This window comes from Pseudomonas sp. B20(2017) (genome assembly GCF_002113125.1).
GTDB lineage: Bacteria > Pseudomonadota > Gammaproteobacteria > Pseudomonadales > Pseudomonadaceae > Aquipseudomonas.
This window is the reverse complement of sequence record NZ_NEJP01000022.1, coordinates 1-13,229: the sequence shown is the minus strand read 5'-3', so window position 1 is coordinate 13,229 and position 13,229 is coordinate 1. Positions and strand designations below refer to the sequence as shown.

At 59.3% G+C, this 13,229-nt stretch carries 11 protein-coding genes; 3 read left to right on the top strand and 8 right to left on the bottom strand.

The features are described from left to right. Positions 1–238: 238 nt before the first annotated feature. The 7 genes from CAF63_RS25550 to CAF63_RS25520 form a co-directional block, all read right to left on the bottom strand. A complete protein-coding gene (locus tag CAF63_RS25550; protein WP_007951452.1) occupies positions 239–664 on the bottom strand; it encodes a GNAT family N-acetyltransferase in 426 nt (141 codons plus the stop codon). Continuing rightward, positions 657–1,832: a cupin domain-containing protein gene (locus CAF63_RS25545; RefSeq protein WP_007951451.1), complete on the bottom strand. Its 1,176-nt coding sequence runs from the start codon at positions 1,830–1,832 to the stop codon at positions 657–659. Before CAF63_RS25545 ends, CAF63_RS25550 begins: the two co-directional genes overlap by 8 nt. A gap of 86 nt (positions 1,833–1,918) precedes the next feature. Continuing rightward, entirely contained in the window at positions 1,919–3,289 is a 1,371-nt protein-coding gene (gene purB, locus CAF63_RS25540) for an adenylosuccinate lyase (protein ID WP_085689994.1), read from the bottom strand. 127 nt (positions 3,290–3,416) lie between these two features. Continuing rightward, positions 3,417–4,040 carry a high frequency lysogenization protein HflD gene (hflD, locus tag CAF63_RS25535; protein ID WP_039767411.1) on the bottom strand — a complete coding sequence of 208 codons (624 nt, stop codon included), beginning with the start codon at positions 4,038–4,040 and terminating at the stop codon, positions 3,417–3,419. After that, positions 4,037–5,161 carry a tRNA 2-thiouridine(34) synthase MnmA gene (gene mnmA / locus CAF63_RS25530; RefSeq protein WP_074688946.1) on the bottom strand — a complete coding sequence of 375 codons (1,125 nt, stop codon included), beginning with the start codon at positions 5,159–5,161 and terminating at the stop codon, positions 4,037–4,039. The genes hflD and mnmA overlap by 4 nt, the downstream gene beginning before the upstream one ends. A gap of 59 nt (positions 5,162–5,220) precedes the next feature. After that, positions 5,221–5,667, bottom strand: a complete 447-nt coding sequence (locus CAF63_RS25525) for an NUDIX hydrolase (RefSeq protein ID WP_085689992.1) — start codon at positions 5,665–5,667, stop codon at positions 5,221–5,223. A 204-nt stretch (positions 5,668–5,871) separates the two neighbouring features. Then, positions 5,872–8,097 (bottom strand): NADP-dependent isocitrate dehydrogenase, encoded by a 2,226-nt coding sequence (locus CAF63_RS25520; protein WP_085689990.1) that lies wholly within the window; start codon positions 8,095–8,097, stop codon positions 5,872–5,874. 481 nt (positions 8,098–8,578) lie between these two features. Between CAF63_RS25520 and icd the strand changes: the two genes are divergently transcribed. Beyond that, positions 8,579–9,835, top strand: coding sequence for an NADP-dependent isocitrate dehydrogenase (gene icd, locus CAF63_RS25510; RefSeq protein ID WP_085689987.1), 1,257 nt, complete (start codon positions 8,579–8,581; stop codon positions 9,833–9,835). Positions 9,836–9,912: 77 nt separating this feature from the next. Here icd and CAF63_RS25505 read toward each other — a convergent pair whose 3' ends face one another. Continuing rightward, positions 9,913–10,194: a cold shock domain-containing protein gene (locus CAF63_RS25505; RefSeq protein WP_085689985.1), complete on the bottom strand. Its 282-nt coding sequence runs from the start codon at positions 10,192–10,194 to the stop codon at positions 9,913–9,915. A 224-nt stretch (positions 10,195–10,418) separates the two neighbouring features. Between CAF63_RS25505 and clpS the strand changes: the two genes are divergently transcribed. Further along, positions 10,419–10,802, top strand: coding sequence for an ATP-dependent Clp protease adapter ClpS (gene clpS, locus CAF63_RS25500; protein ID WP_085689983.1), 384 nt, complete (start codon positions 10,419–10,421; stop codon positions 10,800–10,802). A gap of 30 nt (positions 10,803–10,832) precedes the next feature. After that, positions 10,833–13,103, top strand: coding sequence for an ATP-dependent Clp protease ATP-binding subunit ClpA (gene clpA / locus CAF63_RS25495; protein WP_007951436.1), 2,271 nt, complete (start codon positions 10,833–10,835; stop codon positions 13,101–13,103). Positions 13,104–13,229 lie beyond the last annotated feature (126 nt).

Genomic DNA, 13,229 nt, shown 5'->3' with positions numbered 1-13,229 from the left:
TTATCTCCGCTTTCGAAAGGCTTGATATTGCCAGTTTGTCGGCCCGGGGTGGGGCAAGTTGAATCGTAGACAGCAAAACGCCCCGGCATCCGAAAATGGCAGGGCGTTTTGTGGTGTTCTGGAGGGCCTCTTCGCGAGCAAGCCCGCTCCCACATTGGATCTCTGCCGAGCACAAAATCTGTGTTCGCTGGAGATCCCCTGTGGGAGCGAGCTTGCTCGCGAAAGGAGCGCCTCGGTCTTAAGCCGAATGACGAACCATATCGACATGCGGAATCCCTGCTTCCAGGAATTCCTCGCTGACCAGGTTGAAGCCCAGGCGCTCATAGAACGCCGTGGCCTGCACCTGGGCGCTGAGCATCTGCTGCTTCAGGCCCCGTGCTTCCGCTTCAGCAATCACCGCTTGCATCAGCGCATCGCCGACCTTCAATCCGCGCCAGTCCTTCAGCACCGAAACCCGGCCGACATGCCCATCAGGCAAAAGGCGCGCGGTGCCGATCGGAAAGTCGCCTTCGAAAGCCAGAAAATGCACCGCCGTGGCGTCATCGGCGTCCCACTCAAGCTCGGGTGGGACCGATTGTTCGGCAATGAACACCGTTTCGCGAATGCGGCGGATCTCGGCGTTGTCCTTTTGCCAGTCTGCAACACGTACGCGAATCTTATTCATCGTCGGCGAACCCCAGGCTTCCCTGTTTGACCAGTTCGCACAGCAGACCGCGGCCGTCTTCGTCGCTCAGCCAGTCACCGAGGTTGTCGGTGTGCAGGGCGTCGGCGGAGCAGATCAGCTTCAGCAGTTCGCGCAGCTTGCCCGGCAGGTAGCGGCTCTGGCCGCTGGCGAACAGCAGCAGATCATCATCGACGTCCGACCACGCCAGGCGCGCGCTCGGGTTGCGGATCAGGATGGCGCCGTCTTCGAGCGCGCCAAGAAGGTCTTCTTCCTCGACTTCTTCCGGGCCGACCACCAGTTCTGGATAACGCGGCTCGGTCATGTACTGGCCGAACCAGGTCAGCAGCAGGCGTTCGTCGCTCATGTGCTCGGCGAGCAGCGCTTTCAGGCGGCCGAGGGCATCGTGCTGGATCTGATGTGGATCGTCGCTGACCGGTTTGGCGTCGGCGTCGGTGTAGCGCTCTTCGTCAGTCAGGAACTGGCTGAGGAAGTCGGTGAAGTGGGTCAGTACTTCAGCGGCGCTTGGTGCGCGGAAGCCGACCGAGTAGGTCATGCAGTCATCGACGGCAACGCCGCAGTGAGCCAGGCGCGGCGGCAGGTAGAGCATGTCGCCCGGTTCCAGGACCCACTCTTCGGTCTCGTGGAATTCGGCGAGGATGCGCAGGTCCGCGTGTTGCAGCAGTGGGCTTTCGGAGTCGCACATCTGGCCGATTTTCCAGTTGCGCTTGCCATGGCCTTGCAGCAGGAACACGTCGTAGTTGTCGAAGTGCGGGCCGACGCTGCCACCTGGGGCGGCAAAGCTGATCATCACGTCGTCGACGCGCCAGCTCGGCAGAAAGCGGAAATTTTCCAGCAGCTCGCTGACTTCCGGCACGAACTGATCGACCGCCTGCACCAGCAGGGTCCACTCGCGCTCCGGCAGCTTGCTGAATTCGTCTTCGGCGAACGGGCCGCGACGCAGTTCCCAAGGACGCTCGCCGTGCTCGATCACCAGGCGCGATTCGACTTCTTCTTCCAGGGCCAGGCCGGCGAGTTCGTCGGCGTCGATCGGGCTTTCGAAATCAGGAATCGCCTGACGGATCAGCAGTGGTTTTTTCTGCCAGTAATCGCGCATGAATTCGCGCGCCGTAAGACCACCCAGAAGTTGAAGAGGAATATCGGGATTCATATGTAACCTATTGAAAAAAAGCATTTTTCAGACGGGAATAAAAACGCCCGGCGCGGCCGGGCGTCTCAAACGGGTCAAGCAGTCGATCAGATGCGTTTGGCTTGCGCTATAGCGTTGCCGATGTAGTTGGCCGGGGTCAGCTGTTTCAGCTCGGCTTTCGCAGCGGCCGGCATGTCCAGGCCATCGATGAAAGTCTGCAGCGCTTCAGGGCTGATGCCCTTGCCGCGAGTCAGTTCTTTCAGCTTCTCGTACGGGTTTTCGATGTTGTAGCGGCGCATCACGGTCTGGATCGGCTCGGCCAGGACTTCCCAGCAAGCGTCCAGATCGGCAGCGATCTTGTCAGCGTTCAGCTCGAGCTTGCTGATGCCTTTGAGGCTCGCTTCGTACGCGATCACGCTATGGGCGAAACCGACACCGAGGTTGCGCAGAACGGTGGAGTCGGTCAGGTCGCGCTGCCAGCGGGAGATCGGCAGTTTGCTCGCCAGGTGCTGGAACAGGGCGTTGGCGATGCCCAGGTTGCCTTCGGAGTTTTCGAAGTCGATCGGGTTGACTTTGTGCGGCATGGTCGACGAACCGATTTCGCCGGCGATGGTGCGCTGCTTGAAGTAACCCAAGGAGATGTAGCCCCAGATGTCACGGTCAAAGTCGATCAGGATGGTGTTGAAGCGCGCAATGGCGTCGAACAGCTCGGCGATGTAGTCGTGCGGCTCGATCTGCGTGGTGTACGGGTTGAAGTCCAGGCCCAGCTCGTCTTCGATGAAGGCGCGGGCGTTGGCTTCCCAGTCGATCTGCGGGTAGGCCGACAGGTGAGCGTTGTAGTTGCCGACAGCGCCGTTGATCTTGCCCAGTAGCGGAACGGCAGCGACCTGAGCGATCTGGCGCTCCAGACGGTAAACCACGTTCGCCAGCTCTTTACCCAGAGTGGTCGGCGAAGCCGGCTGGCCGTGGGTGCGCGACAGCATTGGCACGTCGGCGAAGCGGATCGCCAGTTCGCGGATGGCGTTGGCGGTCTGGCGCATCAGCGGCAGCATCACATCATCACGGCCTTCGCGCAGCATCAGGGCGTGGGACAGGTTGTTGATGTCCTCGCTGGTGCAGGCGAAGTGGATGAATTCGCTGACCTTGGCCAGCTCCGGCAGCTTGGCTGCCTGCTCTTTGAGCAGGTATTCGATCGCTTTTACGTCGTGGTTGGTGGTGCGCTCGATCTCTTTCACGCGCTCGGCGTGCTCCAGCGAGAAGTTTTCGGCCAGCTCATTCAGAACGGCGTTGGCTTCGGCGGAGAAGGCTGGCACTTCCGGGATGCCGGCGTGAGCGGCCAGGCGCTGGAGCCAGCGCACTTCAACCAGAACGCGGGCACGGATCAGGCCGTACTCGCTGAAAATTGGGCGCAGGGCCTGGGTTTTGCCGGCGTAGCGGCCGTCAACAGGGGAAACCGCAGTGAGCGAAGAGAGCTGCATGGGGTGTTCTCGGACAGTCGGGCAACGAAATGGGGCGCGTATCATACATGAAAAAATCCGCCGGTCCGTCGCCAACTGACCGGCGTATTACGCGTTACAGACTACAAAGCTTTTATTGCGCGGCGATTTACTCGCTGCGCATCAACGGATACAGCTCTTTGAGCAATTTGCGCCGGCTGACGACCAGCTGCCAGCGGTGACCGCCGAGCTGACGCCACAGGCGTGCCGAACGGATGCCGGCGAGCAGCAGGGCGCGGATCTTCGAGGCGTTGCTCGGCTGCTGCAGATTACGCATGTCGCCATGCACCTGAATGCGTTGGCGCAGCGTGCTCAGGGTGTCCTGATACAGCGCACCGCAGGCTGCGATCACGTTTTCGTGGGCCGGGCCGAAATGTTCGACCTGCGACTGGATCTGCGGCAGGCGCTTGCCGATCACGTCGAGCATGTCGTTGCGCTTGGCCAGTTGCCGCTCAAGGCCGAGCATCGACAGGGCGTAGCGCAGCGGTTCGCGTTGCAAGGTGCTCGGGTCGCGCTCGAGGGCGCCGATCAGCGCGCGGTAACCTTCGCGCAGGTTGATATCGTCGCCGCCGTACACATCCAGGGTGTCTTTCGGGTCGCGAACCAGCAGGCTGCCGAGCATGCAGCTCAGGCCGGCTTCGTTGGTCTGGCCGGTCTTGGCGATCCGGTCGACCAGCACGGCGGCGAGAAACACCCCGCCCAAAGCCGTTAGTTGCTCCTGAGTCGGGCTCATGCCTGGCCGCTCCACGGCTCGGCGACTTCGATCACGCCGCCACCGAGGCAGATTTCACCGTCATAGAACACCACCGACTGACCCGGCGTGACCGCGCGCTGCGGCTCGTCGAACACGGCGCGATAGCCGGTTTCGGTTTTCTCAAGGGTGCAAGCCTGATCGCTCTGGCGATAACGAACCTTGGCAGTGAGGCGCAGCGGCTGGCTCAGATCGATCGGATTGACCCAATAGATTTCCGAAGCGAGCAGGGCGCTGGAGAACAACCACGGATGGTTATTGCCCTGGCCGACGATCAGCTCGTTGGTGTCCAGATCCTTGCGCAGCACGTACCACGGCTCGTCGCCGGCATCTTTCAGACCGCCGATGCCCAGGCCCTGACGCTGGCCGATGGTGTGGTACATCAAGCCGTGGTGACGGCCGATGACTTCGCCCTCGGTGGTCTTGATCTCACCCGGTTGCGCTGGCAGGTATTGCTTGAGGAAATCGCTGAAACGACGCTCGCCGATGAAGCAGATCCCGGTGGAATCCTTCTTCTTGGCGGTGGCCAGCTCGTATTTCTCGGCAATGGCACGGACTTCCGGTTTTTCCAGCTCGCCGACCGGGAACAGGGTCTTGGCGATCTGTTCACCGCCGACGGCGTGCAGGAAGTAGCTCTGATCCTTGTTCGGATCCAGGCCCTTGAGCAGCTCGGTGCGACCGTCGATGTCGCGGCGACGCACGTAGTGACCGGTGGCGATCAGGTCGGCGCCGAGCATCATGGCGTAGTCGAGGAACGCCTTGAACTTGATTTCGCGGTTGCACAGGATGTCCGGGTTCGGCGTGCGGCCGGCCTTGTATTCGGCCAGGAAGTGCTCGAACACGTTGTCCCAGTACTCGGCGGCGAAGTTGGCGGTGTGCAGCTTGATACCGATTTTGTCGCACACGGCCTGGGCGTCCGCCAGGTCGTCCATGGCGGTGCAGTATTCCGTTCCGTCGTCTTCTTCCCAGTTCTTCATGAACAGGCCTTCCACCTCATAACCCTGCTCGATCAGCAGGAGAGCGGAAACGGAAGAGTCCACGCCGCCGGACATGCCGACAATGACGCGCTTCTTGGATGTGTCAGAAGGGGCTGGATCACGCATAGGGATTCAATGAGTGTCTTGAAAAAGGACGCGATTCTATCAGGCTCACGGCCTCAAGGCTAAAGGGAAGGGCGGATCAGTTCGAGGCCGAAGCGATTGCCGGCCAGATAATCATCGATGCAACGGATGATCAGCTCGCTGCGCCAGTTGTCGCGCTGGGCCAATAATTCGTCGCGGGTCAGCCACTTGGCGCCGACGATGCCGTCGTCCAGTTGATATTCCGGGTGATGTTTCACGGCGTTGGCGCTGAAGCACACGCGTTGGTAAGTCACGCCGTTGCTCGGGGCGGTGTACAGATAAATGCCGACCACGGCGGTGGGTTCGACGTCCCAGCCGGTTTCTTCGAGGGTTTCGCGCACGGCGGCTTCGATCAGGGTTTCGTCCGGATCCAGATGACCGGCAGGCTGATTGAGCACGTTACGCCCGGCCTTGTGTTCCTCGACCATCAGGAAACGGCCGTTGTCCTCGACGATGGTGGCGACGGTGATGTGGGGGAGCCAGTCCATAAGTCCTCCTCAAACTATTGGTTTAAACCCCAATCCCCTTGTGGGAGCGAGCTTGCTCGCGAAAGCGGTGGGTCAGTCAATGAAGATGTTGAATGATAAACCGCATTCGCGAGCAAGCTCGCTCCCACAGGGGGGGGATTGTGTGAACGCTGAAAACACAAACCCCGGCGCATGGCCGGGGTTTGTGATGTTCCCTTTACAACCTTATACCAGCGCAGCGATGGCCGCGTTGAGGGTTGCGCTTGGGCGCATGGCCTTGCTGATCAGCTCGGCATTGGCGTGGTAGTAACCGCCGATGTCCACTGGCTTGCCTTGAACGGCGTTGAGCTCGGCGACGATGGTCGCTTCGTTCTCGGTCAGGGTCTTGGCCAGAGTCGCGAACTGCGCTTGCAGTGCAGCGTCTTCAGTCTGGGCGGCCAGGGCTTGTGCCCAGTACATGGCCAGGTAGAAGTGGCTGCCGCGGTTGTCGATGTTGCCGACTTTGCGCGATGGCGACTTGTTGTTGTCCAGGAACTGGCCAGTAGCCTGATCCAGAGTTTTGGACAGAACCAGCGCTTTCGGGTTGTTGTAATTCACACCCAGGTGCTCGAGAGAAGCGGCCAGGGCCAGGAATTCACCCAGCGAATCCCAGCGCAGGAAGTTCTCTTCGACCAGTTGCTGCACGTGCTTCGGAGCCGAACCGCCAGCGCCGGTTTCGAACAGGCCACCACCGTTCATCAGCGGCACGATCGACAGCATCTTGGCGCTGGTGCCCAGTTCCATGATCGGGAACAGGTCGGTCAGGTAGTCGCGCAGTACGTTGCCGGTCACCGAAATGGTGTCCTTGCCTTCGCGGGTGCGCTGCAGGGTGTATTTCATGGCATCGACCGGCGCCATGATCTGGATGTCCAGACCGGCGGTGTCGTGATCCTTCAGGTAAGCCTGAACCTTCTCGATCACTACGCCGTCGTGGGCGCGCATCGGGTCCAGCCAGAAAATGGCTGGAGTTGCGCTTGCACGAGCACGGTTGACGGCCAGTTTGACCCAGTCCTGGATCGGCGCGTCTTTGGTCTGGCACATGCGGAAGATGTCGCCGGCTTCAACAGCCTGTTCCATCAGCAGGGTGCCTTTGCTGTCGGTCACGCGAACCACGCCGTCGGCCTTGATCTGGAAGGTCTTGTCGTGGGAGCCGTACTCTTCGGCCTTTTTGGCCATCAGGCCAACGTTTGGCACGCTGCCCATGGTGGTCGGATCGAAAGCGCCATTGGCTTTGCAATCTTCGATCACGGCCTGGTAGATGGTGGCGTAGCAGCGATCCGGGATCACAGCCTTGGTGTCGTGCAGCTGGCCGTCGGTGCCCCACATCTTGCCGGAGTCACGGATCATGGCCGGCATCGAGGCGTCGACGATAACGTCGCTCGGCACGTGCAGGTTGGTGATGCCTTTGTCGGAGTTGACCATCGCCAGCGACGGACGAACGGCGTAGACCGCTTGAACGTCAGCTTCGATCTGGGCTTGCTGCTCGGCCGGCAGGGATTTGATGCGGGCGTACAGGTCGCCGATGCCGTTGTTCAGGTTGAAGCCGATCTCGGCCAGCACGTCGGCGTGCTTGGTCAGGGCGTCTTTATAGAACTCGGCAACGATCTGGCCGAACATGATCGGGTCGGAGACCTTCATCATGGTGGCTTTCAGGTGAACCGACAGCAGCACGCCTTGTTGCTTGGCGCTGTCGATTTCAGCGGCGATGAACGCGCGCAGGGCCTTTTTGCTCATTACGGAGCAGTCGAGGATCTCGCCCGCCTGAACGGTGGTTTTTTCTTTCAGAACGGTCGCGGTGCCGTCTTTGGCGATCAGCTCGATCTTCACGGCGTCAGCGGCGTCGATCAGGGCAGCTTTTTCGCTGCCGTAGAAATCGCCGGTGCTCATGTGAGCGACGTGGGACTTGGAGTCCTTGGCCCAGGCGCCCATTTTGTGCGGGTGCTTGCGCGCATAGTTCTTGACCGACAGCGGAGCGCGACGGTCGGAGTTGCCTTCACGCAGAACCGGGTTCACGGCGCTGCCCTTGACCTTGTCGTAACGCGCCTTGGCATCTTTGTCGGCGTCGCTGGTCACGGTTTCCGGGTAGTCCGGCAGGTTGTAACCCTGGGCTTGCAGTTCTTTGATCGCGGCTTGGAGTTGCGGAACCGAGGCGCTGATGTTCGGCAGCTTGATGATGTTGGCTTCAGGCGTAACGGCCAGGTCGCCCAGTTCGGCGAGGTGGTCGGCTACGGCTTTGTCGCCCAGTTGCTCGGGGAAGCTGGCCAGAATACGTGCTGCAAGAGAGATATCGCGGGTTTCCACGGCGATATCGGCCGAGGCAGTGTAAGCCTCGATGATCGGCAGCAGGGAATAGGTGGCGAGGGCTGGAGCTTCGTCGGTGAAGGTATAGATGATCTTCGAGCGGGTGGGCATATTCGGATTAACTCTCTCTTCTTTGCTAAAGCGTGCGCAGAAACTCGAGGGGCGCCGGGTAAGCGCGTTCGTTCAAAGTCATCCATGAACCGAATGTCGAGATTCTTCGCGGTGATGTTGGGTGCATCAGTAGAGCGTCAAGCAGTCGGACTGCGGTAACAGTTCAACCAATCAGGCGGAAAGTCTCGTGCTAGAGAGGCCAGCCGTCGTGACCCTTTGGTCAGCGGGCGGCATTATACATAGGTAGCTGGCAATCTGCCGATGGTTCATATGCATCGATTCTCGTCCATTGGTCTAAAGGTCGCAGGGCGGGGTGGGGCGTAGAGTCGCCGTGAATGCTTGAGATTGGCGCTTTTCCCTTTGCTTTCAGGCTTGTACGAAACGAGATGTGGCCGCGCCCGGAACAGAGGGTTTGCGTGTTGATTCAACTGGGTTACGCTCGAACCAAGCCAGATGTTCAATCCAAACAATGGAGTTCAGCATGGGTTACAAGAAGATTCAGGTTCCAGCCGTCGGCGACAAAATCACCGTCAACGCAGACCATTCTCTCAATGTCCCTGATAACCCGATCATTCCCTTCATCGAAGGTGACGGCATTGGCGTCGACGTCAGCCCTGTGATGATCAAAGTGGTTGATGCTGCCGTAGAAAAAGCCTACGGGGGCAAGCGCAAGATTTCCTGGATGGAGGTTTATGCTGGCGAAAAAGCAACTCAAGTCTACGACCAGGACACCTGGCTGCCCCAGGAAACCCTGGACGCCGTTAAAGATTACGTCGTTTCCATCAAGGGCCCGCTGACCACTCCGGTCGGTGGTGGCATCCGCTCCCTCAACGTGGCACTGCGTCAACAGCTCGATCTCTATGTCTGCCTGCGCCCTGTGGTGTGGTTCGAAGGCGTGCCGAGTCCGGTGAAAAAGCCTGGCGACGTCGACATGGTGATCTTCCGCGAGAACTCCGAAGACATTTATGCCGGTATCGAGTGGAAGGCCGGCTCCCCTGAGGCCACCAAGGTCATCAAATTCCTGAAAGAAGAAATGGGCGTCACCAAGATCCGTTTCGACCAGGACTGCGGCATCGGCATCAAGCCGGTTTCGAAAGAAGGCACCAAGCGTCTGGTGCGCAAGGCCCTGCAATACGTGGTGGACAACGATCGCAAGTCGCTGACCATCGTGCACAAGGGCAACATCATGAAATTCACCGAAGGCGCCTTCAAGGACTGGGGCTACGAGGTGGCGAAGGAAGAATTCGGCGCCGAGCTGCTCGATGGCGGCCCATGGATGAAATTCAAGAACCCGAAAACCGGCCGCGAAGTCGTCGTCAAGGACGCCATCGCCGACGCCATGCTCCAGCAGATCCTGCTGCGTCCGGCCGAATACGATGTGATCGCCACCCTCAACCTCAACGGTGACTACCTGTCCGACGCCCTGGCGGCGGAAGTGGGCGGTATCGGTATCGCGCCGGGTGCCAACCTGTCCGACACCGTAGCCATGTTCGAGGCGACCCACGGTACCGCGCCGAAATATGCCGGCAAGGACCAGGTCAACCCGGGCTCGGTGATTCTGTCGGCCGAGATGATGCTGCGCCACCTGGGCTGGACCGAGGCGGCTGATCTGATCATCAAGGGCACCAACGGCGCGATCAAGGCCAAGACCGTGACCTACGACTTCGAACGTCTGATGGAAGGCGCTACGCTGGTGTCTTCTTCGGGCTTCGGTGAGGCGATCGTCAAGCACATGTAAAAAGGCGGCTGCAACGAAACGCCCGGCTCGAGTGATCGAGCCGGGCGGTTTGTTTTCTGGCAGGTGTCCGTGTTGCTTCAGCTGGTCACTGACTGATGCTGAGCAGCGGTCGAGGCGGCATCTTTTGCAGCGTCGGCATTCTGAATTTTTGTGGCATGCAGGCCTTTGGGCCCTTGCACGATCTCGAATTTGACGATTTGCCCGGCTTTGAGGGTTTTGTATCCGTCCATTTCAATGGCGGAGTAGTGTGCAAAGAAATCAATCTCCTTGCCGTCCTCGTCCTTCCCCTCGCGGGAGTCGGTGTTGATGAAACCGAACCCCTTGGCATTGTTGAACCATTTCACCTTGCCGACAGCCATGCTCAAATCCCTCTGCAACAGTCTCCATCGCTGGAGTATCATCCAATTCATCCGCAGTCGAATCCGTTAAAAAGATTGACTCCGCGGATCTTTTTTCCCCACTGTGGGTTCTATTGGTTGTAACACCGTTTTCCCGATAGTCAAGGTGACCGGGCAGTCGGAGTTGAAAACGTGTCAAGCCGCCCCCACCACTGTATTTGCACAACTGACGAACCTTTCTTTCCATGCATGCAATCAGCCAGATTCGACTAACATTCAATCAGGATCGCCCGCTTCTCCAAAAGGATCTTCCACAGGAGCACGACGACGATTCGGCAGGCGTTGCTGTTCAGGAAGCAAAGCCTGCGTTACAGGCGCCGCCGATGTACAAGGTGGTTTTGTTTAATGATGACTACACACCGATGGATTTCGTCGTCGAAGTGCTCGAGTTGTTTTTTAACCTGAATCGCGAGCTGGCGACCAAGGTCATGCTGGCCGTCCACACAGAAGGGCGGGCAGTATGTGGAGTGTTTACCCGCGACATCGCCGAGACAAAGGCCATGCAGGTCAACCAGTACGCCAGGGAAAGCCAGCATCCGCTACTCTGTGAAATCGAGAAGGACGGTTAATCGCCGACCACTTGGGTATGAGGTGAAGCTATGTTAAACCGCGAGCTCGAAGTCACCCTCAATCTTGCCTTCAAGGAGGCTCGTTCGAAGCGTCATGAATTCATGACCGTCGAACACCTGCTGCTGGCCCTATTGGACAATGAGGCTGCCGCCACCGTATTGCGTGCCTGCGGCGCAAACCTCGACAAACTCAAGCACGACCTGCAGGAGTTCATCGACTCCACCACGCCACTGATCCCCGTTCATGACGAGGATCGCGAAACCCAGCCAACCCTGGGCTTCCAGCGTGTGCTGCAACGTGCTGTCTTTCATGTGCAGAGCTCGGGCAAACGCGAAGTGACCGGCGCCAACGTGCTGGTTGCAATCTTCAGTGAGCAAGAGAGTCAGGCGGTGTTCCTGCTGAAACAGCAGAGCGTTGCACGCATTGATGTCGTCAACTATATCGCCCACGGCATTTCCAAAGTGCCGGGGCATGGCGATCACTCTGAAGGTGAACAAGATATGCAGGACGACGAGGGCGGTGAGTCTTCTTCTTCAGGCAATCCGCTGGACGCTTATGCCAGCAACCTCAACGAACTCGCACGCCAGGGCCGGATCGATCCGCTGGTCGGGCGTGAAACGGAAGTCGAGCGTGTCGCGCAGATTCTCGCGCGCCGTCGCAAGAACAATCCGCTGCTGGTAGGCGAGGCTGGCGTGGGTAAAACCGCGATTGCCGAAGGCCTGGCCAAGCGCATTGTCGACAACCAGGTGCCGGACCTGCTGGCCAACAGCGTTGTTTACTCCCTCGATCTGGGCGCTCTGCTCGCGGGCACCAAGTATCGCGGTGATTTCGAGAAGCGCTTCAAGGCGCTGCTCAACGAACTGAAAAAACGTCCGCAGGCGATCCTGTTCATCGACGAGATCCACACCATTATCGGTGCAGGTGCTGCGTCCGGTGGCGTGATGGATGCCTCGAACCTGCTCAAACCGCTGCTGTCGTCTGGCGACATTCGCTGCATCGGCTCGACCACGTTCCAGGAATTCCGTGGCATCTTCGAAAAAGACCGTGCCCTGGCGCGTCGCTTCCAGAAGGTCGATGTCGTCGAGCCGTCGGTGGAAGACACCATCGGTATCCTGCGTGGCCTGAAAGGTCGCTTCGAACAGCATCACAACATCGAATACAGCGATGAGTCGCTGCGCGCCGCTGCGGAACTGGCTTCGCGCTACATCAATGACCGGCACATGCCGGACAAGGCCATCGACGTGATCGACGAGGCGGGCGCTTACCAGCGTCTGCAACCGGTGGAGAAGCGTGTGAAACGCATCGAAGTGCCTGAGGTCGAGGACATCGTTGCGAAAATCGCGCGGATTCCGCCGAAGCACGTCACCAGCTCCGACAAGGAACTGCTGCGTAACCTCGAGCGTGACCTGAAACTGACGGTGTTTGGTCAGGACGCGGCGATCGATTCGCTGTCGACTGCGATCAAACTGTCCCGCGCCGGTCTGAAGTCGCCTGACAAGCCTGTCGGTTCGTTCCTGTTCGCAGGTCCGACCGGTGTTGGTAAAACCGAAGCCGCGCGTCAATTGGCCAAGGCGTTGGGGATCGAACTGGTGCGCTTCGACATGTCCGAGTACATGGAGCGCCACACCGTATCGCGTCTGATCGGTGCGCCTCCGGGTTATGTCGGTTTCGACCAGGGCGGTCTGTTGACTGAGGCGATCACCAAGCAACCGCATTGCGTATTGCTGCTCGATGAAATCGAGAAGGCGCATCCGGAAGTCTTCAACCTGCTTTTGCAGGTGATGGACCACGGCACGCTGACCGACAACAACGGGCGCAAGGCGGACTTCCGCAACGTGATCGTGATCATGACCACCAACGCCGGTGCTGAAACGGCGGCGCGTGCTTCGATCGGTTTCACCCATCAGGACCATTCGTCCGATGCGATGGAAGTGATCAAGAAGAGCTTCACGCCGGAATTCCGCAACCGTCTGGATACCATCATTCAGTTTGGTCGCCTCAGTCATGAGGTCATCAAGAGCGTGGTGGACAAGTTCCTCACCGAGCTTCAGGCGCAGTTGGAAGACAAGCGTGTGCTTCTGGAAGTTACCGACGCAGCGCGCAGCTGGCTGGCGGCGGGTGGTTACGATTCGGCCATGGGCGCTCGTCCGATGGCGCGTCTGATCCAGGACAAGATCAAGCGTCCGCTGGCGGAGGAGATTCTGTTTGGCGAACTGGCCGAGCATGGCGGTGTGGTTCACATCGACATCAAGGATGGTGAGTTGACGTTTGACTTTGAGACCACTGCGGAAATGGCTTGATGGCTGGTAAGTGAAAAGGCGCCTTCGCAGACTGTGTGAAAACACACTGACAGGCCTTAGACCAAACGCCCCGACTTATTCGGGGCGTTTGTTTTTGTGCTGAAAAAGGCTCTTCAGCCCATCAGT